The organism is Bradyrhizobium sp. AUGA SZCCT0222, assembly GCF_018130205.1.
Lineage (GTDB): Bacteria > Pseudomonadota > Alphaproteobacteria > Rhizobiales > Xanthobacteraceae > Bradyrhizobium.
Genome location: NZ_JAFCLX010000040.1, coordinates 42,370 through 66,888 on the forward strand (window position 1 = coordinate 42,370; position 24,519 = coordinate 66,888).

Annotated in this window: 18 protein-coding genes and 2 riboswitches; of the genes, 6 read left to right on the plus strand and 12 right to left on the minus strand. The window is 63.4% G+C overall.

Annotated features, from left to right (window positions below; all coding sequences use genetic code 11):
* Positions 1-16: 16 nt before the first annotated feature.
* A riboswitch (cobalamin riboswitch) is annotated at positions 17-237 on the minus strand.
* Positions 238-391: 154 nt separating this feature from the next.
* A complete protein-coding gene (locus JQ629_RS27830) occupies positions 392-1,813 on the minus strand; it encodes a short-chain fatty acyl-CoA regulator family protein (RefSeq protein WP_212415331.1) in 1,422 nt (473 codons plus the stop codon).
* Positions 1,814-1,988: 175 nt separating this feature from the next.
* Here JQ629_RS27830 and JQ629_RS27835 point away from each other — a divergent pair, with 175 nt between their 5' ends.
* The 6 genes from JQ629_RS27835 (at position 1,989) to JQ629_RS27860 (ending at position 9,658) form a co-directional block, all read left to right on the plus strand.
* On the plus strand, positions 1,989-3,539 hold the full coding sequence (locus JQ629_RS27835) for an MmgE/PrpD family protein (protein ID WP_212415332.1): 1,551 nt from the start codon (positions 1,989-1,991) through the stop codon (positions 3,537-3,539).
* Between the two features lie 11 nt (positions 3,540-3,550).
* Positions 3,551-4,723: a bifunctional 2-methylcitrate synthase/citrate synthase gene (gene prpC / locus JQ629_RS27840; RefSeq protein WP_212415333.1), complete on the plus strand. Its 1,173-nt coding sequence runs from the start codon at positions 3,551-3,553 to the stop codon at positions 4,721-4,723.
* 10 nt (positions 4,724-4,733) lie between these two features.
* Complete coding sequence (prpB, locus tag JQ629_RS27845; RefSeq protein WP_212415334.1) at positions 4,734-5,666, plus strand: methylisocitrate lyase; 933 nt, start codon at positions 4,734-4,736, stop codon at positions 5,664-5,666.
* A gap of 19 nt (positions 5,667-5,685) precedes the next feature.
* Positions 5,686-5,886: riboswitch (cobalamin riboswitch) on the plus strand.
* A gap of 105 nt (positions 5,887-5,991) precedes the next feature.
* Complete coding sequence (gene metE / locus JQ629_RS27850) at positions 5,992-8,358, plus strand: 5-methyltetrahydropteroyltriglutamate--homocysteine S-methyltransferase (protein ID WP_212415335.1); 2,367 nt, start codon at positions 5,992-5,994, stop codon at positions 8,356-8,358.
* A gap of 45 nt (positions 8,359-8,403) precedes the next feature.
* A complete protein-coding gene (locus JQ629_RS27855; protein ID WP_212032890.1) occupies positions 8,404-8,601 on the plus strand; it encodes a hypothetical protein in 198 nt (65 codons plus the stop codon).
* A gap of 7 nt (positions 8,602-8,608) precedes the next feature.
* Positions 8,609-9,658, plus strand: coding sequence for an aromatic ring-hydroxylating oxygenase subunit alpha (locus tag JQ629_RS27860; RefSeq protein WP_212415336.1), 1,050 nt, complete (start codon positions 8,609-8,611; stop codon positions 9,656-9,658).
* Between the two features lie 239 nt (positions 9,659-9,897).
* Here the strand turns inward: JQ629_RS27860 and ftsH are convergent, their stop codons facing one another.
* The 11 genes from ftsH to tolQ form a co-directional block, all read right to left on the minus strand.
* Positions 9,898-11,820, minus strand: coding sequence for an ATP-dependent zinc metalloprotease FtsH (gene ftsH, locus JQ629_RS27865; protein ID WP_192736823.1), 1,923 nt, complete (start codon positions 11,818-11,820; stop codon positions 9,898-9,900).
* A gap of 258 nt (positions 11,821-12,078) precedes the next feature.
* Positions 12,079-13,107, minus strand: a complete 1,029-nt coding sequence (gene tilS, locus JQ629_RS27870; RefSeq protein WP_212415337.1) for a tRNA lysidine(34) synthetase TilS — start codon at positions 13,105-13,107, stop codon at positions 12,079-12,081.
* A gap of 55 nt (positions 13,108-13,162) precedes the next feature.
* Positions 13,163-13,987, minus strand: a complete 825-nt coding sequence (locus tag JQ629_RS27875; protein WP_212415338.1) for an alpha/beta fold hydrolase — start codon at positions 13,985-13,987, stop codon at positions 13,163-13,165.
* A 1-nt stretch (position 13,988) separates the two neighbouring features.
* A complete protein-coding gene (gene ybgF / locus JQ629_RS27880; RefSeq protein WP_249135315.1) occupies positions 13,989-15,074 on the minus strand; it encodes a tol-pal system protein YbgF in 1,086 nt (361 codons plus the stop codon).
* Positions 15,075-15,421: 347 nt separating this feature from the next.
* Entirely contained in the window at positions 15,422-15,913 is a 492-nt protein-coding gene (pal, locus tag JQ629_RS27885) for a peptidoglycan-associated lipoprotein Pal (protein WP_212032894.1), read from the minus strand.
* A gap of 299 nt (positions 15,914-16,212) precedes the next feature.
* Positions 16,213-16,953, minus strand: a complete 741-nt coding sequence (locus JQ629_RS27890) for an N-acyl amino acid synthase FeeM domain-containing protein (RefSeq protein WP_212415339.1) — start codon at positions 16,951-16,953, stop codon at positions 16,213-16,215.
* Positions 16,954-17,126: 173 nt separating this feature from the next.
* Positions 17,127-19,457, minus strand: coding sequence for a putative bifunctional diguanylate cyclase/phosphodiesterase (locus JQ629_RS27895; protein WP_212415340.1), 2,331 nt, complete (start codon positions 19,455-19,457; stop codon positions 17,127-17,129).
* A 169-nt stretch (positions 19,458-19,626) separates the two neighbouring features.
* A complete protein-coding gene (gene tolB / locus JQ629_RS27900) occupies positions 19,627-20,958 on the minus strand; it encodes a Tol-Pal system beta propeller repeat protein TolB (protein ID WP_212415344.1) in 1,332 nt (443 codons plus the stop codon).
* 86 nt (positions 20,959-21,044) lie between these two features.
* On the minus strand, positions 21,045-22,022 hold the full coding sequence (gene tolA, locus JQ629_RS27905) for a cell envelope integrity protein TolA (RefSeq protein ID WP_212415341.1): 978 nt from the start codon (positions 22,020-22,022) through the stop codon (positions 21,045-21,047).
* Positions 22,023-22,104: 82 nt separating this feature from the next.
* Positions 22,105-22,578: a biopolymer transporter ExbD gene (locus JQ629_RS27910; protein WP_212032897.1), complete on the minus strand. Its 474-nt coding sequence runs from the start codon at positions 22,576-22,578 to the stop codon at positions 22,105-22,107.
* A 93-nt stretch (positions 22,579-22,671) separates the two neighbouring features.
* Positions 22,672-23,355 (minus strand): protein TolQ, encoded by a 684-nt coding sequence (tolQ, locus tag JQ629_RS27915; protein WP_212207806.1) that lies wholly within the window; start codon positions 23,353-23,355, stop codon positions 22,672-22,674.
* Positions 23,356-24,519 lie beyond the last annotated feature (1,164 nt).

A 24,519-nucleotide genomic window follows, 5' to 3' on the forward strand; every position in this document is an offset into this window, starting at 1 on the left:
CACCCCGCCCGTGGACGTTTTTTTCGGTGTCGCGGCAGGTCTCCTGGCTCGCAGGTCGTCGTCGCTTCCTGGTCTTCCCAATGCGCGCCGGCGCATCAGTGACGTAAAAATCGGGAGCGACTCACTGCTTACAGTTGCGGGGGCAGCGCCGGAATTTCGCACTTTCGCGCGATTCACCGGCTTCCCTCTTAGCCACCAAATCTTGCGATCAAGCGGACCGTGACATCTACATGTGGTGATATTCGTGGGAATGTGTCAATGGGGCGTTAAGATCAATGCCCGCTATTCTCAGAAAATTTTCTGCGGGCAGACGCCGGAGCGATAGCAGGACCTGATTCTTCCGCCGCATGAAAGAAGTTTCCCGCAAATCCCCGGGTCACCCCTCCCCAGGTCACGACGTGGCATAGGGCGCAAAGCGCGAGCGCGTCTCATCGATGCGCAATGCGCGGCCGATCGGCGGAAAGGCGCGCTGCGCGCAATCCGGACGCTCGCACACCTTGCAGCCCATCCCGATCGGCGTCGCGTTCGCAGTCTTCAGATTGATGCCTTCCGAATACACCACGCGCTCGGCGTGGCGTACGTCGCAGCCGAGCGCCACAGCAAACGTCTTGGTGGGCGCGCCGTATTTGCCGCGGGCGTGCGATACCGTGCGGGCGATCCACAGATAGGTCCGCTCGTCCGGCATGCGTGCGAGCTGCGTCAGGATCCGCCCCGGGCTCGCAAAGGCTTCATAGACATTCCACAGCGGACAGGTGCCGCCGACCCGCGAGAAGTGAAAATCGGTCGCCGATTGCCGTTTGGAAATATTTCCGGCGCGGTCGACGCGAATGAAGAAGAACGGCACGCCGCGGGCGCCGTTACGTTGCAGCGTGCTCAGCCGGTGACAGACGGTCTCGAAGCCGACCGCGAACTGATATCCCAATAATTCGATGTCGTAACGCCGCTGCTCGGCCGCCGCGAGAAAACGCCCATAGGGCATGATCAGCGCGCCAGCGAAATAATTCGCAAGCCCGATCCGCGCCAGCCCGCGCGCCTCCTGGCTGGTAAAACCGGCACCATCGACCAGCGCGGTCAATTCGCGGTCGAACGACAGCATCGCGATCTGGGTTCCGATCTGGAAGGCGCGCTGTCCCGGCCGCAGACCGGGCGCGAGATAGAGCGTGCTGGTTCGCGAATCGAATTTCCGTTCATTGCCCGAAGGCAGATCGTCGATCGTCTCGAAAACCAGTTTTACGCCGAGGCTGTCGGCCAGATAAGCGGCCAGTGCGGTATCCATCTGCCCGATCGGAAAATCAATCGCCTGCGCGATGGCCTCGGCGGCTTCGTCGAGCTCGGCGATGTAGTTGTGCCGCAGATAGAAGAAATCGCGCACCTCCTCGAACGGTGTTGAAGGCAGCACCGGCACGTCCGACTGCCGGTCCTCGCCCAGCCGTGCCGCCAGCAGGCCGGCCTGCTCGATCGACTGGCGATATTTGCGATGGATCGTGACCAGCGCGCGCCCGACCGCCGGCATGTTCATCGCGAGTTCGCGAAGCTCGACCGCCGCGATGGTTTCGCCGAAGGCAGCGTCCGACAGCGCCTCGCGCAAATCCGCGATCAGCCGCGCCTCGTCGTCCTCGGAAAACACTTGCAGGTCGAGCCCGAACGCGCTGTTGAGCGCCAGCAGCACCTGCACGGTCAACGGCCGCTGGTTGTTCTCGAGCTGGTTGAGATAGCTCAGCGAGATGCCGAGCCGTTGCGCCAGCGCCGCCTGGGTCAGGCGCTGTTCTTCCCGCAGGCGCTTCAGCCGCAGCCCCATGAACGCTTTCTTCATTCGGCCCCTCGACTTTGCAAACTTTGCAAACGCGCGAAAAATCTTCGCAAGACTACACTTTTTCAGCCATTTCCTAGCTATCTCGCTTGTGGATATTGCGAACTTATAACGGAAATTCAAGCCGTGCAGCCGCCCACGTCCTTGTTGCCCGCAAATCCCAGAGGAAGCCTGTTCCGTGAAGCACCACAAAGTCCGCACCTACAAATCCGCCGAGCGCCTCGATCGCGCCGATCAACTGGCCTGGAAGATCGCTTCCGTCGCCGCGGACCCGGTCCGCATTGAGGACGAGGTGGCCGAGATGATCGGCAACCGCATCATCGACAATGCCGCGGTTGCCGCCGCGTCGATCGCCCGGCATCCGGTGGTCACCGCGCGGGCGCAGGCAGTGGCGCATCCAAAGCAAGCGGGCGCGACGATCTTCGGACTGCCGTCCAGCCAGCGCTATTCGCCGGAATGGGCGGCATGGGCCAACGGGGTCGCCGTGCGCGAACTCGATTTCCACGATACGTTTTTGGCCGCTGATTATTCGCACCCCGGCGACAACATTCCGCCGGTGCTGGCGGTGGCGCAGCATTGCGGATCGTCGGGCGAGGATCTCGTGCGCGCGCTCGCAGCCGCTTATGAAATCCAGGTCGGTCTGGTGAAAGGCATCTGCCTGCACGAGCACAAGATCGATCATATCGCCCATCTCGGTCCCTCGGCGGCGGCCGGTATCGGCGCGCTGCTCGGGTTACCCACTGAGACGATCTATCAGGCGGTGCAGCAGGCGCTTCACGTCACCACCACCACGCGGCAATCGCGCAAGGGCGAGATTTCGAGCTGGAAGGCCTATGCCCCGGCGTTCGCGGGCAAGATGGCGATCGAAGCCGTCGACCGCGTCATGCGCGGCGAAGGCGCGCCGTCACCGGCCTATGAGGGCGAAGACGGGTTGATCGCGTGGCTGCTCGGCGGACCCAAGGCGGAATACACCGTGCCGCTGCCGCAAAAAGGCGAACTCAAGCGCGCCATCCTCGATACCTACACCAAGGAACATTCGGCGGAATATCAGAGCCAGGCGCTGATCGACCTCGCCCGCCGGATGGGGCCTGACATCGGCAACCTCGCCGGAATCGAAAGCATCGTCATCCATACCAGCCATCACACCCATTACGTGATCGGCACCGGCGCCAACGATCCGCAGAAGATGGACCCGAAGGCCAGCCGCGAGACGCTCGATCATTCCATCATGTACATCTTCGCGGTCGCGCTCGAAGACGGCGGCTGGCATCACGAGAAATCCTATGCGCCTGAGCGCGCGGCGCGGCCGGAGACGATCGCGCTCTGGCGCAAGATCTCGACCGTCGAGGACCCCGAATGGACCCGGCGCTATCACAGCCATGACCCCAGGCAAAAAGCCTTTGGCGGCCGCGTCGTCGTCACGCTGAAGGGCGGATCGACCATCAGCGACGAGATCGCGGTCGCCGACGCCCATCCGCTCGGCGCCCGGCCCTTCAAGCGGCCGGACTACGTCCGGAAGTTCAGGACGCTGGCGGAAGGCGTGATTGCCGCACCGGAACAGGACCGCTTTATCGCCGCCGTTGAGCGGCTGCCAACGCTGCGCCCCGGCGAGCTATCGGAGCTGAATTTTGCGGTCGAGCCCTCGCGGCTGGGAGCAGCTCCCCAGCGCGGCATTTTCGATTGGCAGCCTGACACGCGAGCTTCTGTGCGACGCGCGGCGGCATCATAAGGGAGGACGCGATGACTGACGTAAAACCTGCGCCCAAGAAATCCGTCGCGCTCTCCGGCGTCGTCGCCGGCAACACCGCGCTGTGCAGCGTCGGCCGCAGCGGCAACGATCTGCATTACCGCGGCTACGACATTCTCGATGTCGCCGGTGTCTGCGAATTCGAGGAGATCGCGCATCTATTGGTGCATGGCAGCCTGCCGACCCGCAGCGAGCTTGCCAACTACAAGGCCAAGCTGAAATCGCTGCGCGGCCTGCCGCGCGCGGTACTGAACACGCTGGAACAATTGCCGGCGGCGGCGCATCCGATGGATGTGATGCGCTCCGGTGTCTCCGCGCTCGGCTGCGTGCTGCCCGAAGGCCATGACCACAATCCGCCTGGCGCCCGCGATATCGCCGACCGCCTGATGGCCTCGCTCGGATCGATGCTGCTCTACTGGCACCATTACGCCCATCATGGCCGCCGCATCGAGGTCGAAACCGACGACACTTCCATCGGTGCGCATTTCCTGCATTTGCTGCACGGCAAGCCGCCGTCCGCCTCGCACGAGCGCGCAATGCATACGTCGCTCAACCTCTATGCCGAGCACGAATTCAACGCCTCGACCTTCACCGCGCGCTCGATCGCCGGCACCGGCGCCGACATCTATTCGGCGATAACAGGCGCCATCGGCGCGCTACGCGGGCCGAAACATGGCGGCGCCAATGAGGTCGCGTTCGAGGTGCAGAAACGTTACGCCGATCCCGATGCGGCCGAGGCTGACATCCGCCGCCGGATCGCGGCCAGGGAAGTCGTGATCGGCTTCGGTCATCCCGTCTATACGATCGCCGATCCCCGCAACAAGGTGATCAAGCAGGTCGCCCGTCAGCTCAGCGCCGATGGCGGCAGTACGCGCATGTATGAGATCGCCGACCGCATCGAGGCTGTGATGTCCGAGACCAAGCGGATGTTTGCCAACCTCGACTGGTTCAGCGCGGTTTCCTATCATGCGATGGGCGTGCCGACGGCGATGTTCACGCCACTATTCGTGATTTCGCGCACCTCGGGCTGGGCGGCGCATGTGATCGAACAACGGATCGACAGCAAGATCATCCGTCCCGCAGCCAATTATGTCGGTCCTGACAACCGCGCCTTCGTCCCGCTGGAAGCGCGCGACCTGCCGCCTTCGTCCGTGCGCGCCGCATAAGGAGACATGAATGCCCTATCTCGTTTCATCTGATCTCCCGCATCAGACCGCAGGCCGCCGTTTTCGCGCGCTGCTGCAGCGCCCCGGCATTCTGAGGCTGCCGGGCACCCATAACGGCATGTCGGCGCTGCAGGCCAGGGCCGCAGGCTTTGAGGCCCTCTATCTGTCGGGCGCCGCGATGACGGCGTCGATGGGCTTGCCCGACCTTGGCATCATCACCGTCGACGAGGTTGCGTTCTTCATACGCCAGGTCGCCCGCGCAGCCGGCCTGCCGCTGCTGGTCGACGGCGATACCGGTTATGGCGAAGCGCTCAACGTCATGCACATGGTGCGCGTGTTCGAGGAGGCCGGCGCCGGTGCGGTTCACATCGAGGATCAATTGCTGCCCAAGAAATGCGGCCATCTCAACGACAAGAAGCTGGCCGATGCCCATGACATGGCCGCCAAGGTTGCCGCCGCCGCGAAGGCGCGCCGCGACCTCGTCGTGATCGCGCGCACGGATGCGGCTTCCAGCGAAGGTCTGGACGGTGCGGTTGCCCGCGCGAAATTGTACATGGAGGCCGGAGCCGACGCGATATTCCCCGAAGCGCTCAACACCGCCGAGATGTTTCGCGCTTTCGCCAAGCGTATGGCCGGCGTGCCGCTGCTTGCGAACATGACCGAGTTCGGCAAGACACCATTCTTCACCGCGTCCGAGTTCGAGCAGATGGGTTACGCGATGGTGATCTGGCCGGTATCCTCGTTGCGCGTCGCCAACAAGGTGCAGCAACAACTCTATGCCGCAATCGCGCGCGACGGCGGAACGCACAACATGATCGAGCGGATGCAGACCCGCGCGGAACTTTACGACACCATCAAACTGCACGATTACGAGGCGCTCGATCGCTCCATCGTCCAGACCATCCTCCCCGAGGGGATGCCGCAGCGCGAAATGATCCGTTGACTAGGATGCACACTTGTCGATAAACCGGAGCCGTCGTGGTTCTTCGGGATGGTTTTCCCGAAGCTAAGAGGGAAGCCGGTGTGAAGCCGGAGCTGCCCCCGCAACTGTAAGCGGCGAGCCGCTGTCCAACAAAGTCACTGAGACCCGCAAAGGTTTTGGGAAGACCGGACAGCAGCATTGACCCGCGAGCCAGGAGACCTGCCTCGACAACATACACGTCCTCGGGCGGGGTGTCCCGGTGGTGCGGTTGCGATTCCGCGCGCCCTACCGTCCGGAATCCAGACGTGTCACTTCGGCCTTTGCCCCCAACTTTTGGGGTTAAGCCATGTCTGTTTCCAATGCGACTGCTTCTATAAATTCTACCTCCTCACTTCCCGTCGCTTCGCTCGGCACGCCGCGCATCGGTCCGCGCCGCGAGCTGAAATTCGCGCTGGAGAGCTTCTGGTCGGGTACGACCGACGAGAAAGCCCTGCTCGAGACCGGCATCGGGCTGCGCGCGGCCAATTGGGCGCGCCAGAAGAAGCTTGGCGTCAGCATCATCCCGTCCAACGACTTCTCGTTCTACGACCAGATGCTCGACACCTGCGTGATGGTCGGCGCCATTCCGAAAAGCTACGGCTGGAACGGTGGACCTGTGCCGCTAGCCACCTACTTCGCGATGGCGCGCGGCGCCCAAGGCGCGGCGCATGATGCGGATTGCGGCCACGCCCACCACGACGCGGCCCACGGCGTACCGGCGCTGGAAATGACAAAATGGTTCGACACCAATTACCACTACATGGTGCCTGAACTGGAGAAGGATCAGGTATTCACGTCAGCTTCGCGCAAGCCGATCGAGGAATATCTGGAAGCCAAGGCGCTCGGCTATCAGACCCGCCCGGTGCTGGTCGGCCCCGTGACCTTCCTGAAGCTCGCCAAATGCAAGGATACAGGGTTCAACACGCTGTCGCTGCTCGACCGGTTGCTGCCGGTCTACATCGAAACCTTGCGCGAACTCGTCAAGGCCGGCGCGGAATGGGTGCAGATCGACGAGCCGTGTCTCGTGCTCGATCTCGACATCATCGCGCAGCAGGCGCTGCATTATGCCTATGCGGAAATCGCCAAGGCGGTGCCTGAGCTCAAGATCATGCTGGCCACGTACTTTGGCGGGCTCGGCGCCAACCGCGACACCACGATGGCCCTGCCTGTCGCTGGCCTGCATCTCGACCTCGTGCGCGCGCCCGAGCAACTCGACGATCTCGCCGGTTTTCCAAAGGACCGCGTGCTGTCGCTCGGCATCATCGACGGCCGCAATATCTGGCGCGCCGATCTGAGCCGGCTGCTCGACCGGCTGGAATCTGTGGTCACCAGGCTCGGCGGCGACCGCGTGCAGCTCGCGCCATCATGCTCGCTGCTGCACGTCCCGATCGACCTCGCGCTGGAAACCAGCCTCGACCCTGACGTGAAGAGCTGGCTGGCGTTTTCGGTGCAGAAGATCGAGGAACTGGCGGCGCTCGGAACGGCATTGGCGCGCGGCCGCGTCCACGCCGACGCCATCCTGAAGGCCTCCGATGAAGCCGCAGCCGCGCGCAAAGCTTCGCCGCGGATCCATGATGCCAGGGTGGCGGCGCGTGCCGCCGGCATCGATAGCGCGATGCGCCGCCGCCTCAGCGCGTTTACCGACCGCGCCGGCGTGCAGCACAGCCGCTTCAACCTGCCGGCCTTCCCGACCACGACCATCGGCTCGTTCCCTCAGACCGCGGATGTCCGAAACGCCCGCGCCGCGCACGCCAAGGGCGCGCTGACCGACGACGCCTATAAACTCTATCTGCAGAACCAGACCGCCCGCGCGGTGCGCTGGCAGGAGAATATCGGGCTTGATGTGCTTGTTCATGGTGAGTTCGAGCGCAACGACATGGTGCAGTATTTCGGCGAGCAGCTCGAAGGTTTCGCCTTCACCGGGTATGGCTGGGTGCAGTCCTACGGATCGCGCTACGTCCGCCCGCCGGTGCTGTTCGGCGACGTGTCGCGCCCGAAACCGATGACGGTCGAGTGGTGGCGGTATGCGCAGTCGCTGACCAAGCGGCCGATGAAGGCGATGCTGACGGGGCCGGTGACGATTCTGAACTGGTCGTTCGTCCGCGACGATATTCCGCGCAGCGAAGCCTGCCGCCAGATCGCGCTGGCGATCCGTGACGAGGTCGCCGACCTCGAAGCCGCCGGTGCCGGGATGATCCAGATCGACGAAGCGGCGCTGCGGGAGGGCCTGCCGCTGCGCCGGTCGGAGTGGAAGACCTATCTCGACTGGGCCGTGGACGCCTTCCGCATCTGTTCGTCGGGCGTGCGCGACGACACCCAGATCCACACCCACATGTGCTACTCGGAGTTCAACGACATCATCGATGCGATCGGCGCGATGGATGCCGACGTGATCTCGATCGAGACCTCGCGCTCGAAGATGGAACTGCTCGACGCTTTCAGGAACTACCGCTATCCGAACGAAATCGGCCCCGGCGTCTACGACATCCATTCGCCGCGGGTGCCTGAAACCGCTGAGATGACTGACCTGCTCAAGCTGGCGCGGCTGCGGCTCTCCGACGCCCAGCTCTGGATCAATCCCGATTGCGGATTGAAAACCCGGAAATGGGAAGAGGTGCGGCCCGCTCTGGTCAACATGGTCGCCGCCGCGCGCGAATTGCGGGCGCTCGCTTAAACGCCCACCCCGTCTCTCATCCCGGCACCATTGAAAGGATACGCCATGCGCTTCTGGATCGAATGCACGAGGTGCGAGACGGGACAGGCCACCCACATCAATATCGCGCTGGTCGGCAGCATGTGGCGCGACGGCGAGCGCACCGTGCTCGCCTTCGTCGGCGGCGACGGCCAGCGCATCGAGGTCACCGAGACGCCGGAACAGATCATGGCGCTGCATCTCGGACCGCTGGCAAAGGTGTAACGACGCGATGACGGTGAGGCCTGATAATGCCTGGTCGGAAGGTTCTGTCGATCTTCGCAAGGTTGGCGCTAATCCGGATCACTGGTATCCGGTCGCATGGTCGCACGAGGTGAAGTCCGGCCAGACTTTCGCGGCGCGGTTTGCGGGCGAACCGATCGTGCTGGTGCGCCCGAGGGAGGGCGCGATCTTCGCGCTTGAAGATCGCTGCGCGCACCGCCAGGTGCCGCTGTCGAAGGGAACGGTCGATGGCTGCACCCTACGCTGCGTCTATCACGGCTGGCGCTACGACGCGTCGGGCGACTGCGTCGACGTCCCCTATCTCGGCAAGGGCAAGAGGCCGAACGGCGTCCGCCGTTATCCCTGCTTCGAACGCGACGGGTTGATCTTCGTATGGCCCGGCACAGGGCCTGCCGCCGCCCCCTTGCCGCAGATCGGCGCAGCCGCTGATAACGCCTACAAGACACGGCGGTTCGGCAAGCTCGTCGCCTGCCACTACACTTTCATGCATGAGAATTTGATGGACATGAACCATCAGTTCCTGCACCGGCGCACCACCGGAAAAGTCGTGCCGCGCTATCTCGGCAGCCGCGCCGGCGAACGCTGGATGGAAGTCGATTACAGTTTTGCCCGGCCTGGCGAGAACCCGCCCCTTGGCGAGGCCGTCATCGTCGGCGGCCTGCGCGGCCGTGCCGGCACGGCGCGCGACCTGATGACGGTGCGCACCGAATATCCCTACCAGACCCTGCAGATGTGGACGAAGGGCGACGCACCGGTTCTCAGCGTATGGCTCGGCTACACGCCCATCGATGCCGCGCAGCGCCGTAACCGGACCTTCGTGGTGCTGTCGGTGCGCAAGCCCAGAATTCCCGGCATCCTCGATCTCGGCTGGCCGGTGCTGGCCTGGTTCACCAACCGGGTCTTTTCGGAGGATTGCGACATCGTCGAAATGGAACAGGCCGCCCATGACGCGCAAGGCGCCGACTGGAACAGGGAAGTATTTCCGCCGATCCACGCGCTGCGAAAACTGTTGCGGGAGTGCGGGGAGCCGACCCGGTAGTCATTCCGGGACGACGCGAAGCGTCGAACCTCAGATGTGCAATTGCACATCGGGGAAACTCGAGATTCCGGGTTCGCGCGAGGACGCGCGCCCCGGAATGACGGAGTGTCAAGTCCCCGTCGGCAGCTTACCAAGCCGCTCCCACGTCTTGCCGTTGATCCTCATGGCGCCGGACCAGGACGCCACCATAAAAAAACGCGGCGTCACCGCCGCGTTTTCTATTCCAGGTGCAAACCCACTTAGGCCTGCGGTTGCGGCTCCAGGCCGGGATCCGGATCGGGGCGCGGGCGCGACTTGCCGGCGGGCGGCACAGCGGACGCGCGCGGCGTGGTCGGCTCAAGCACTGACTCGCGGTTCGGCTTCTTGCCGTTGAGCAGGTCGATGATCTCATCGCCGGAAAGCGTCTCGAACTCGAGCAGGCCCTTGGCAAGCGCTTCGAGGTCGGCGCGCTTTTCGGTGAGGATGCGCGTCGCTTCGTTGTAGCCGTCTTCGACGAAACGTCGGATCTCGGTATCGATCTTCTGAACCGTTGCCTCCGATGCGTTCTGGGTGCGCGACACCGACATGCCGAGGAAAACCTCGTCCTGATTCTCGCCATAGGACACGGTGCCGAGCGCCTCGGACAGGCCCCAGCGCGTCACCATCATGCGCGCCAGGCGCGTGGCCTGCTCGATGTCGGATGACGCACCCGAGGTGACTTTTTCGCGGCCGAAGATCAGCTCTTCGGCAACCCGGCCGCCCATCATGATCGCGAGCCGCGACGTCATCTGCTCGAGCGACATCGACAGCTTGTCACGCTCGGGCAGCTGCATCACCATGCCGAGCGCACGGCCGCGCGGGATGATCGTGGCCTTGTGGATCGGATCGGTGGCGACGACGTTGAGGCCGACGATGGCGTGACCGCCTTCGTGATAGGCCGTCAGCAATTTCTCTTCCTCGGTCATGACGAGCGACTTGCGCTCGGCGCCCATCATCACCTTGTCTTTTGCTTCCTCGAACTCGGCCTGGGTCACCATGCGCTTGTTGCGGCGGGCGGCGGTCAAGGCGGCTTCGTTGACGAGGTTCATCAGGTCGGCGCCGGAGAAGCCCGGCGTGCCGCGCGCGATGGTCTTGAGGTTGATATCCGGCGCCAGCGGCACCTTGCGGACGTGGACCTTGAGGATCTGCTCGCGGCCGACGACATCCGGGTTCGGCACCACGACCTGGCGGTCGAAACGGCCCGGGCGCAGCAGCGCGGGATCGAGCACGTCGGGACGGTTGGTCGCCGCGATCAGGATCACGCCTTCATTGGCCTCGAAGCCGTCCATCTCGACCAGCAACTGGTTGAGGGTCTGTTCGCGCTCGTCATTACCGCCGCCGAGACCGGCACCACGATGGCGGCCGACCGCGTCGATTTCGTCGATGAAGATGATGCAGGGCGCGTTCTTCTTGGCCTGTTCGAACATGTCGCGGACGCGGCTGGCGCCGACGCCGACGAACATTTCAACGAAGTCGGAGCCCGAGATCGTGAAGAATGGCACGTTGGCTTCGCCCGCGACCGCACGCGCGATCAGCGTCTTGCCGGTGCCGGGAGGGCCGACCAGGAGCACGCCGCGCGGAATCCGTCCGCCGAGGCGCTGGAATTTGCCGGGGTCGCGCAGGAATTCGACGATTTCCTGCAAATCCTGCTTGGCTTCGTCGACGCCCGCGACGTCCTCGAAGGTGACCCGGCCATGCGCCTCGGTCAGCATCTTGGCGCGCGACTTGCCGAAGCCCATCGCCTTGCCGGCGCCGCCCTGCATCTGGCGCGACAGGAATATCCACACGCCGATCAGCGCGATAAAGGGCAGCCAGGAGACCAGCAGCGACACGAACCACGGCACGTTGTCGCCGGGCGGCTTCGCGCTGACGTTCACCTTGGCATCAACCAGGCGCTTGACCAGCGACGGATCGTTCGGCGAGTAGGTCTGGAAGCTGGAGCCGTTGGTGAAGGTGCCGTGGATTTCCGGCCCCTGGATCACGACGTCGCGGACGGTGTTCTTTTCGACCTCGCTTACGAACTGCGAAAACGTGATGTCCTGCGAGGACGCGCGCTGACCCGGATTCTGGAAAAGCGTGAACAGTGCCAACAGCAACAAAACAATGATGACCCAGAGGGCGAAATTGCGCAGATTGGCGTTCATCGATCTTCCTTCGTGGCCGCGCGGATCGCGGCCTTATGTCCTTGGGCAGTAAACCTTGGGTCGTCAGGTGAGAAACCCCCGGAGCACTGCTTACAATCTAGGTGGCGCCTGGGTCGATGCCAAGGGAACCACGCAGGACTATTTAACGCATCCTAGCGCGATTCCCGGTCAAATAATGGCGTAAGAATCAGCGTTTTTCGGGGGTGGTTAAGACTCCCCGCCGGTTTATGACGGGATATCGAGGCTTGGGCTTGCCTCTCATCCCGGCCTGCGACGACGCGGGGGAGCCGGCTCGACGTGAATTCGACCTCCAATCAGGCTGATTGCGGCGCCCGCGAGGGTCTGTTTCAACCTCGGCTGGCCTTCCGATACCGCCCGATCCAGCACCGTCAGCAGGGCCTCGACCTTGCCGAGTTCCGCAGGCCCCTCGTGACCGACGCGGTCGATGGCCCGCATCAGCAGCCGAAGCCGGATTTCCTCAGGCAGACCCGCAAAGGCTGACGCATCGAAGCCAAAACGCGCGGCGTCATGGCGGTCCCTCAGCGCCAGATAGCGCTCGGCGCCATCGACCAGCACTTCCAGCGCGGCATTGGCCCGCGCCAGCCGCGACGCCAGCCGCGCCAGGATTCTGGCATCGCCGCCCTCTTCCGCCAGCGCCGGCATCAGCGCCCGCAAACGAGGCCGCGTGTAATTGACGTCGCGGTTGGTCGGATCATCGGCGAAGGCGATCCTGGCCTTGTTCAATGTCGCGATCAGTTGCGATTTCGGGACATCCAGCAACGGCCGCGCCAGCCACACGCCGTCGCGTTCCGATTGCCGCGCCATCGCCGCCAGACCGGCGATGCCGCTGCCACGCAGCATCCGCATCAACAATGTCTCGGCCTGGTCATCGCGGGTATGCGCGGTGAGGATATGGGTCGCGCCACCAGCGCGCGCGGCCTGCGCCAGCAGGCGATAGCGCGCCGCCCGCGCCGCGGCCGGCACGCCCGTGTTCGGCTTGGCGCCATGCCAGCGCAGCGTGCGATGGGGCAGATCGAGATGCCTGGCGAGCTTTTTGACTTCACGCGCCTCGCGCGCGGCTTCATCCCGCAAGCCGTGATCGACGGTCACCGCGATCAATCGCGGCCCGCGCGTCAGGGCATGGCGCCAGCGCGCGGCGAGCCACATCAGGGCGATGGAATCAGGTCCGCCGGAAACGGCGAGCACGATCGCGGGCGCAGCCTTCCAGTCGGCGAACAGAAGTTTCGCCTGGCTCGCCGTGATCGCGCAATGGTCGTCCTCTGCCATGAGCCGACCATAGCGTTTTCAAGCGAGGGCTGTCCCGCACTTGATGCGGGATGGCCTATCCTCGACGGCCGGAGCAGCGGTTGATGAACTCTGTGAGCAAGCCCGTGATGTGCGCCGGTCGCTCCAGGCTCGGCAGATGGGCGACGCCGGCCAACTCATGACGCGACCCGTTCGGCATCGTAGTTGCAACATGACGGCACCGGTCTTGAACGAAGGGAAAGTCGAGGTCACCCCAGATCACAAGCGATGGCGCCGATATCTCGTCCAGACGATGGAAGGCGGGCGCGACATCAAGGTTGGACCCGGTCGGCGGCGACCGCAGCGCAATGGCGTGCATGTCGTGGAACAGCCGGCGAGCCTCGCCCGTGACACGACCCTCGGGCGCCAGCGGACCGTCCAACCAAAGGCGAGCTTTGATCGCGTTCACCCGATCCAAATCTCCGACCGCTTGGGCTTCCTGCAGCTCAGCCATCACACCCTTGATTTCCGGCGGATAGATCGGCTCGGGCGCGCCGGTCACGTTGGGCGCGATGAGAACGAGGGCGCGGACATCTGATGGGTGCCGAAGGGCCGCGTCGATCGCGATTCCGCCGCCGCGCGAGCATCCTACGAGGATCGCCGGCGTGCCGTTCCCCATGGCGTCAATCACCGCCATCAAATCCGCGACTGCAGAATAGTCCTGCTTTTCGGCGCGGGTCTGGCCAAAGCCCCGCTGATCGTAGGCGATAGCCTTATGGGTAGCGCCGACGCCATCCAGTTGCGCGCGCCACATGCGGCTATCGCAGACGGCGGCGTGCAGAAAGACGACAGGGTCGCCGCTGCCGACGACTTCCGCGGCCAGCGTGGCGCGGCCGGACGCAATCCGATGATTGGAACTCACCTCAGCACTTCACCCGCTTCTGCTCGCGGTCCACGGCGGCCTTCACGCCGGCCGAGGCGCGCGGATATTTCCGCGTCACTTCGCCAAGCGCGGCGCAGGCCGCTTCCTTCTCCTTCAGCGCCGCCAGCGACTGGCCGAGCCGCAGCAGCGAGTCCGGCGCCTTTGCGGACTTGTCGAACTTGGTGGTGACGCCGAGAAAGGCTTCCGCGGCATCGCGATATTGCTGGCGCTGGAAGAAGCTTTCGCCAAGCCAATATTGCGAATCCGCGATCAGGGGATCGCTCGGATATTTCTGCGCGAAATTTTTCATGGTTTCTTCGGCGAGCGCATAATCCTTGCGCTGCATGTAACCGATGCCGAGATCGAACTCGTCCTTGGGCGTGGCCGAAGGCGGCAGCGTCGTCAGCGCGGCGCTGGCGCCGGGCGCACGCACGGGCGGCGGCGCGCCGCCGGGATCGCGCGGGCTGGTCGCGCCGAGGTCGAGCGGCTCGCCCCGTCCGCGGCCGCCGGGAGCCCCGACCGGCGCGTCGTTGGCAACCGGCAACTGACCGCCACCGAGCGCGCGCGGCGCGCCGGGGGCGCTCGGATTCTGGTTGGGGTCGAAGGCGTCGCCGCGGCGGCGGCCGGTCGCCGGTGCTGCTGCCTGCTCCTGCATGATCGGCGGCGGTGCCGCGATCTGCGGCTGCTCATAGGACGGCTGTCCCTGCGGATAGCCTTGCTGCGCCTGGGGTTGCCGGGCGGGCGGATAGGCCTGGACCGGGGGCGGCACCGCGGCCACGCTGGGCTGGGCCGCCGGGGGCTGACCGGCAGGCGCTACCGCCGCACCGCCACCAAGCTGCCGCAGGCGCTCCTCGAGCTGGCGGTTACGATATTGCAGTTCCTCGTTCTGGCCGGTGAGCTGCCGCAGCTGGTTCTCGAGCCGCTGGATCCGCATATCCGCGTCGTCGGATTGCGCCTGGACCGGCGGGGAGCTTTGCGGAGAAGAGGACCACGGGAACGATACCTGTGCGAAGGAGGCCTGCGAAGACAAGGAGAGCATCGCGGCAATCGCCGCGGCGCTGATCGCATTGAGAAACCTGAATGACATTTTGCCCTGACGACGAAAATTCGGCGTGACATCGAAAGCCGAACACATTGAGAGAGGGAGTACGCCAGAATTGTGACTGGCGTTTCCGAATCCGGAAGCCGGATTTCGGTATGGTTTAGTATCAGCATCAAAACAAGCAAGCGGCTTGGTCGGCGGGGCCGTTCATCAGCGGAAGGGGTCAGGCCCATGCACGCACCCGTGAACGGGGTGCGGCCTATTCTTCGGCGTCGAAGGCGCGAAACTGGCGACGGAGCGGACGCTGGCCGTCATTCGCGGCTTCATCATGAGACCAAAATGAAACCGGCGCCCGAAGGCGCCGGTTCGAAACTCTGGGAAGACGCGAAGTCTCAGGCGCCGGCGTTCAGCACCGTGACCGCGCGGCGGTTCTGCGACCAGCAGGAGATGTCGTTACACACGGCGACCGGGCGTTCCTTGCCGTAGGAGATCGTGCGCATGCGGTTCGGATCGACGCCGCGCGAGGCGAGATAGCTCCGTACCGACTGGGCGCGCCGTGCACCGAGCGCGATGTTGTATTCGCGGGTGCCGCGCTCGTCCGCATGGCCTTCGATGGTGAAGGAATAGCGGTTGTAGGTCTGCAGCCACTGCGCCTGCTTTTCCAGGGTCGCGATCGCCTGCGGGCTGAGCTCGGTCTGGTCGCTCTCGAAGAACACGCGGTCGCCGACATTGACCACGAAGTCCTGCTGGCTGCCCGGGGTCGCCGCACTCGCCATCGCCCCCTCGGCGCCGACGTTCTTGTTGGCGCAAGCGCCCATCGACAGGGCCACCGCGAGTATCGCGGCCAGTTTCAATCCCTGGAGGATGCGCATCTGATGTTTCATTCCGGAGCCTCCGCGCTCACGTTTTCCGACTGTTATCCGGTCTACAGGGCGATGGTTAAGCGAACGTTCCGTCAACCTTGATGGAACCTTGCCAGACCCGATCAAATGCCGACAAACCGTGAAAAGCGCCCACGATGGTTAATGGTTTGTAAATGTGGCGCGACGGTGAACGCAAGCGCAGGCGGGGCCGAAATCGCCCTTTTGGCGTCGGCATCGCGGACAGTACCGGGCTGAGGACACGTCAGGCGGCGGGCCGGGGCCCGGCAGCGGGGGCCCGATCAGCCGCGAAGTCCGGCGGATCAGGCGTTTGGAACGATCGAGGCGCTCTCGAACGAGGTGACGCCACCCTGCGGGGAGAATTGGCGCTCGCCGGCGCGCTGGAACAGCATCCGCCGCTCGAAAGCACTTGAGCGCATGATGGGAAAACGGGTCATGACGCGTTCCCGCACGGCCCGGTAATCGGACGCCATCAATGCCACCTTTGGCAAGAATCCCGGAAACGAACGCGGGTCGGCGATGACCTCGGACATGAAGACCCGGCGATAGAACGCCTGGTGCTCCGCACGAACGAGCGCGAGCCCGAAATCGGCGTTGAAATGCTCGCATGCCATATAGGCCAGCCGTACCGTCAGATACGGGATCTCAGGGAACTGCCTGGCTTTTTCGGGGAGCGCAGCAAGACGAAGCGGATCGATGAAGACTTCGCCATGATCGATGCGCGGGTGAAGAACATCGCCGAACAAATCGACCGAACCGGAAATCCGACATTCTGACGTCACGACGTTGAGGCGGAGCGAACTGCAGAGTTCTCCGTCAATGTAGATTCCGAACATCCAGGCGTTGGGCGCATCGTCGTAATGATCGCTGACGCGCTGAGACTCCGACGGCGCGGTTACTCCGCCATGCAGATAGGCTTTGTAACGCATCAAATAGATGGAATCTTTTTCCTCGGGAGTTTCCATGAGCCGGTAGTCGACGCGATCAGACAGTCCCGACTCCGGCACAAAGAGCGACGTGCGCGGTTCGGATCTGGACTTCATCTGATACTCCATCACTTCAACTTCCGAACAACTTGTGCGAGTGCGAAAGCTTAACAGCTCCTTAACAAAATTGCAAAGCTATCGAGACGTTAGGGTTAACCTTGCGGCCGACTGCACGCGCATTTGAACCCGTAAGATTACGGAGGTTGTGTCAGGAGACTACGGAGGTTGTGTCAGGCGATTGAGCGCGATGGAACCACAACCAGCGGCTCGTCCGGCGAACGGCGGCCGTGGGAGGCGTTCAGCAGCTGGCGGATCCGCGCCGCTGGAACCGGCCGGCTGAACAGATAGCCCTGCGCCTCGGTCACCGCGCCATCGGCACTGACCAGTTCCAGTTGCTGGTTGGTCTCGATGCCCTCGACCACGACCGACATGCCGAGATCGGCCGACAACCGCGCCACGCCGCGCAGCAACGTCAACGGACGATCAGTATCGATGCCTTCGAGGAAGGAGCGGTCGATCTTCACCTTCTGCAATGGGAAGTTGTGAAGATAGCTCAGGCTGGAATAGCCGGTGCCGAAGTCATCCAGCGAGATCCGCACGCCGAGCGAATGCAGCTGCGACAGCACGTCGTGCGTCAGCTGCGTGTTGCGCAGCAGCGAGGATTCGGTGATCTCGATTTCGAGACGGTCCGCCGGCAGGCCGGAGACTTCGAGCGCGTAGCGAACTTCGCTGAGCACGTCGCGCTGATGGAATTGCTGCGGCGAGAAGTTGACGGCGACGCTGACGGCCTCGGGCCACTTCATGCATTCCATGCAGGCCTTGCGCAGAATCCAGCGGCCGAGATCGACGATCAGGCCCATATCCTCGGCGACGGGAATGATATCGATCGGCGACACCGTGCCGCGGACCGGATGATTCCAGCGCAGCAGCGCCTCGCAGGTCGAGATCTTGCCGGACTTGATATTGACCAGCGGCTGATAGAACAGCTCGAACTCCTCGTTCGCCAGCGCCTTGCGCAGGTCGAGTTCCAGGATGCGGCGCGCTTCGACGGTTTGCGCCATCTCGTCGCGGAAGAAGCAGAAGGTGCCACGGCCGTCCGCCTTGGCGCGGTACAGCGCCATGTCGGCGTTCTTGAGCAGCGTGTCGGCGCTGACGCCGAGAGAGGTCATGGCGATGCCGACGCTGGCGCCGATCTCGACCAGATGATTGTCGATCTTGTAGCGCTCGCTGAGCCGGTCGACGATGCGCCGGGCGAGACCCGCCGCGTCCTCGTGGGAGTGAATGTCCTGCTGGAACACGACGAATTCGTCGCCGCCGAACCGCGCCACGAAGTCCTCGGGCCGCAACATCTCGCGCAACCGCCCGGCGACCGCGCACAGCAACTGGTCGCCGCAGGGATGGCCCAGCGTGTCGTTGACCTGCTTGAACTGATCGAGGTCGACGAACAGCAGCGCCGACAACCTGTCGGCGCCCTGCTGTATCGCCAGCAGGCGCCCGATCTCGTCGCGGAAATTGACCCGGTTGGGAAGCTCGGTGAGTTCGTCGTAACGCGCAAGATGGCTGATCTTGGCTTCCGCGTCGCGCCGCTCGGTGATGTCTTCGAGCAAGACGACCGCGCCTCCGCCCGCCATCGGCTGGAACGTCCATGACAGCGACCGGTTGCGCGTGGCGTCGGGATCGGTCGTGATCATGTCCCGCGCCTGCGAACTCTCGATTTCCGACAGGATCATGCTGCCGCTCGCGTTCGAAATCGAACCGGAGGCGACGCAGGCAGCGATGATGTCGGCCGCACTGACGCCGCCCTGCACGGAATCGTCGGACAGCTGCATCATGTTGCTGAACCGGTGGTTCATCACGGCCAGGCGGCCGTCGGCGCCGAACATGCAGAGCCCGTGCGGCATGTTGTTCAATGCAGTATCGAACTGGCCGGCCAGCGCCGCCTCGCGCTCGCGCGCCACCAGCGCCTGCATGAAAATTCGGTGCAGATTGGCCGAGATCTGCAGCACCGCTACGAGGAACGCGGTGCACACGACTGACATCGCCATGTAATAGGGGGCACCACGCAACGCCAGCGCGATCACGGTTGGACCGTAGATGAGTGCGGCCTGCAGCTGGAATACCCACTGCCGTCCATAGGCCCTGCCCGCACCTAACGCCAAGGTCCCGGTGGTGGTGGACAGGCAGATCATATGAGCCACGGCATCATCAGTGAACAGCAGCGTCGTGGAGCACCATGTGCCGAGCGCGGTGGCTTGGATCATCGCGCCGATCTGATGATACCTCTTCCAGCGCGCAGCTTCCTCAACAGTCGGGGTCGATTTGCGCGCGTGGTACCGCTGCACGATGAATGCGCGGACGACGCCAGCGAAGACGAGCAGCGCGACACACGCCCAGATCAGCGTTGAGCCCGTCTTCAGCGCGGTCATCGCTGCGGCGCCGGCGCCGAAGGCGAGGCCCGTCAGCATCGGAGCGGAAGTCTCGAACAGCGAATCGATCAGCGCCGCGCGAAGATATGGCGACGTTTTTTGATCCGGCTCTCCGCTCTGTTTGGCAAGCTGCATTTTCGGGCGCACGTCCTTTGGATTAGACGTTGTACCCTTTGCAGATGAAGTCTTTCTGAGCGAACATCGTTACCAAGACGTTGCTTTTCGTTTCCTGCTGTAGAAATCTGCCTGATAAATCAGCATGCTAGGCAATGTTTGCCGATTAACGCCCTAACCCATGGAACGCTCAGGACAACAGCGGAGACCATGCCGGATCGGAGGCGAAGCCGGGGGTCGGAACCCGCAACTCATTGCGCCCGGAGATGTCGACTGTGAACAATGAAGGGCCGCTGTTGCCGCCGGGCTCGCGGAAGAACATCAGCACCCGGCCGTTCGGCGCAAAGGTCGGGCCTTCGTTATGGAAGCCCGAGGTGAGAATGCGTTCGCCCGAACCGTCCGGCTTCATGATGCCGATCGCGAATTGACCACCGCCCTGCTTGGTGAAGGCGATGTAGTCGCCGCGCGGCGACCACACCGGCGTCGAATAGCTGCCCTCCTGGAACGAAATGCGCTGCGCCCCACCACCGGTCGCCGGCATCACATAGATCTGCGGCTTGCCGCCGCGATCGGACTCAAAGCAGATGCGGGCGCCGTCCGGCGAATAGGACGGCGAGGTGTCGATCGCCGGCGTGTCGGTCAGGCGCGTGGTCGATTTCGAGCGCAGGTCCATCACGAACAGATTCGAATTGCCGCCCTGCTGCAGGCTCATGATGACGCGCTGGCCGTCCGGCGAGAAGCGCGGTGAGAACGACATACCCGGGAAGTTGCCGACGATCTCGCGCTGCCCGGTCTCGATGTTGAACAGATAGACGCGCGGGTCGCCCTGCCCGAACTCCATATAGGTGATTTCCTGGGTCGACGGCGAAAACCGCGGCGTCAGCACCAGGTCGGCGCCGCGCGTCAGATATTTCACATTGGCGCCGTCCTGATCCATCAAGGCCAGCCGCTTGACGCGGCGTTCCTTGGAGCCGCTCTCGTCGACGAACACCACGCGGCTGTCGAAATAGCCTTTTTCGCCGGTCAGGCGCTCGTAGATCTGGTCGGAGATGATGTGGGCGATCCGCCGCCAGTATTCCGGCGAAGTGAAATATTGCTGGCCGGTGAGCTGCTGGCCGGTGTTGACGTCCCAGAGCCGGAATTCGGCCTTGAGACGGCCGTCGCCCTGCCGCGTCATGCGGCCGGTCACCAGCGCCTGCGCGTTGATGGTCTTCCAGCTCTGGAAGTTCGGCGCCGCGTCGATGTTGATGGTCTTTTCGAGGTAGGCAGCCTGATCGATCGGCGCGAACAGACCGCTGCGCTTCAGGTTGTTGGTGACGACCTGCGTGACGCCGACGCCGACCTCGGCGTCTGCCGGCGTGCCGGCAGCGAAATTCGGGATCGCGATGGGGAGCGGCGTGAATTCGCCCTCGGGCACAATGATGCGTTTCGGCGCCTGGCCGAAGGCACGCTGGCCGCTTATCAGCAGGCCAGCTGACGCCATTCCCGTAATGATCTGCCGGCGGCTCGGGCGAAACAGCATGTTCGGCAATCCATCTTTGTCAGTCATCGCTTCGACTTTGCTCATATCCGTGATTGCCGGGAGGTGACCACCAAATTACAAAAGCTTCAGGTCTTCTGTTCGGTGAACACCGGCGCAAAATATTTCCATTCCTCGAAAAACGCCGCAGGCAGCTTGTACGGCTGGCATTCGATGATCGCGCGCAACGCGCTCTCCTGATAGACGCGCAAATACGGCGTTCCCGGCGTTCCTTCCGGAACCGGCATTCCCTCGAGCGTACCGTCGCGCTTCAGGCGGATCGCAAACGCCGCTTCCGGCTTCTGCGACTCGATGCCGCCATAGGGTTTCTTCCAGCATCTCTCGACCTGCTGCTTGAACATCGATCCCCAGGTCGCGGAGTTGTCTGCGGCAGTGCCCTTGGCGGTGCCCAGGGCGGCATTCGAATTCAAGGTGTCGCCGGTGGCTGCCTTTCGCGACGGGTCCCGCTTGTCGAGCAGCGCCGCGATACTGACCAACGGATCTTCCGTCCTGGGCTTCGCGTCCGCTTTGGCTTTCGCCTCGGCTTCGGCCTTGGCTTTTGCCTCGGCCTTTGCCTTCGCTTCCGCCTTGGCTTTTGCCCTCGCCTCAGCCTTGGCCTTTGCTTCCGCCTCTGCGTTCGCCTTCATCATCTCTTCCGCGATCGGATCGACCTTGGGCGGATCGGGCTTCTTGTCCGGCTTCGGCTCTTCCTTCGCCTTCTCGGCAACCTTCGGCGGGTCCGGCTTTTTCTCGACCGGCTTCTCTTCCGCCTTGGGCGGCGCCATTTCGGTGATCACAGGCGCCTTCTCGGTCACCTTGCCGACCGCGTCTTCGAGCGGCTTGGCCTCGGCAACCTTGTCCACCAGCGGCTTCGGATTTTCCTTCTTGCCGGTCTTGGTCCCGGCCATGACCTTGGCGAGCTGGTCGGGCGAAATGACATCGACGGCGACCGATTCCTCCGGCGTCATTTCGTAAGCCTTGGTCGAGAACGACACCAGTCCGTACCCCAGCACGAGGACGTGCAGGGCGACCGACGCAGCCAGTGTCTTGTCGATCTTGAGCTTCACTTAAGTCTTTCCGCTCCGCTCACGTACGTTTTCCGCTCCGCTCGCGCACTTCAACTTCCACCCCGTGCGAAAACGCTGGCGCTCACGAGCCCTGCTCGGGGACGATCACGATGTTCGCCTTGAACCCCGCGGTCCGAATATAACCCAACAATTTCATCATATCTGTGTAACAGACGTCTTTATCGCCGCGCAGATAGACCACGCTCTCGGCCTCCGACCGGGTTTCCCTTATAGCCTTGATTTTGGGCAACAAGTCGGCGGCCGGGATCAACGTATCCCCCAGATATAATTCGACATTCGAGTTGCAGGCGCCGCCGGTGCGCTTGACCGACAGCGTCAATGGCGGGGCGTTCGACGCCAGCGACTTGCCGCCGCTTGCGATCGGCAAATCGATATCGATGGTCGAGGTCATCAAGGGGGCGGCCACCATGAAGATGATCAAGAGCACCAGCATCACGTCCACCATCGGCGTGACGTTGATCTCCGCCATCACGGCGGCGCGTCGCCGGCCGCGGCGTCCACCGCCACCTGCCGAACCTGCCATGTTCATCGCCATGATCGAATGCCCACAATGCTCACGATTGACCGCTCCTCACGCCGTTTATCCAGGGCATGATCTGGTCCGAAAACCGGTTTGCACTTTTCGGGATCATGCCCGCTCGTCGATCTGGCGCGACAGGATCGCTGAAAATTCGTCGGCGAACCCCTCCAGCCGCTGGGCCTGCCGGTTCACCTCGGAAATGAACTTATTGTAGAAAATAGTCGCCGGAATGGCAGCGATAAGGCCGATCGCGGTGGCAAACAGCGCCTCCGCGATACCAGGCGCCACCACCGCCAGCGAGGTGTTCTTCGAGGCCGCGATCGACTGGAAGCTCGACATGATGCCCCAGACGGTTCCGAACAGGCCGACGAACGGCCCGGCCGAGCCGACCGTGGCCAGCACCAGGAGCCGCCGTTCCAGCCGCTCGACTTCACGGGCGATGGAGACGTTCATCACCTTCTCGATCCGCATCTGCAGGCCGGCAAAGGACCGCGTCTGGCTCTCGAACGAACGTTTCCATTCGCGCATCGCCGCGACAAAGCACGCTGCCATGGATTGCGTCGGCTTGGCGGAGAGCGAACGGTAAAGCTCCTCGATCGATTGCCCGGACCAGAACGCCTGTTCGAAACGGTCCATCGCGCGCTTGGTGCGCGCATAGAGAAAGATCTTGTCGATGGCGATCGCCCAGACCCAGACCGAGCAGGCGAGCAGCCCCATCATCACTGATTTGACGACCCAGTGCGCCTGCAGGAACAGCGCGATCAGCGACACGTCTGACGCGGCCAGCGACAGCGATTGCGTTTCGACCTGTTGGGCGCTGGCGGACGAAGCCGTTGCCAGAAGGCAGGCCAGCGTCACGAACTGCAGGAATCTCCGGATCACCAGATCATATCCTCTCAATGCTCTCGTTTGCGCACGATCCTCTTCGGAAAACCGTTTCGACGTTTCCGGATCATGCTCTATCTCTTGTTGGAGCATGACCTTTTCGGAAAACCGGGTCCCACTTTTCCGGATCATGCTCTGTCTCTTGTTTGGAGCATGATCTTTTCGGAAAACCGGGTCCCACTTTTCCGGATCATGCTCCTTCCCAAATTCCTCCGGGAGCGACTGGCTGCCCGTTCCACAGCCGCGCATCGGGCGCGGCGAAAAATGCGCCAGCGCGAGAGCCTCATTGGTGTCGCATGGGGGGCCCGTCCAAAGCCGGGTCCTGCTTCCCCTGCCAACGTGTCAAAACGAGGGCTATCCGCGCGTCTTTACGTCCCTAACCAGACGCTAATCTTAGTTAATGCGAGGTTACCAAAGGAGAATTTGACTGCCGGAAATCAAGGCAGGACGGGCGGTTACGGGGGCTGGAACCGGAGTTCCCGAGGGCGTCCCGGCCTAACCCCTCCTCCCCGGACGTTTGGGTTCACTGGGGTGGGCGCGCCCTCTCCACGTCATTGCGAGCGCAGCGAAGCAATCCATACCTAAACACCGGGATAGAATGGATTGCTTCGCTGCGCTCGCAATGACGAGTGGATGCACTTTCACCTTCTCGCGACGCATTGCGCCCGAGCTTTGCCAGAAGTTCCGTGCCCCCAAAATGAGAGGGCGCAGGGAAGACCGGGTGCGCGCTGCACCCGCGGTCTCGCGTGCGGTTTGCACAAAACAAAGTGCACACGAGCATACAGGGCAGCGGAGAACACCCGGCCTTCCCTGCGCAATGGCTTTACGGCTTATGCCGTGCTCTCCCCGGAGACGAGTTCTTGGTTGACTCCGTCGCTGCCGTTCCCGCTTGCGCTTCTCCGACAGCTTGACGCCTGCAACGGGCGCCAGGACCACACGGTTTTGCCGTACGCTTATCCACGCCGTCGTCGAGGCGTAAACCAGCGTCCACCGCAACCCGTCCAACGTCCGTGACGACGGCCGACGCCCTTCTGAGTAGGACGGGATGGCCGAATATATGCACCTGATTTG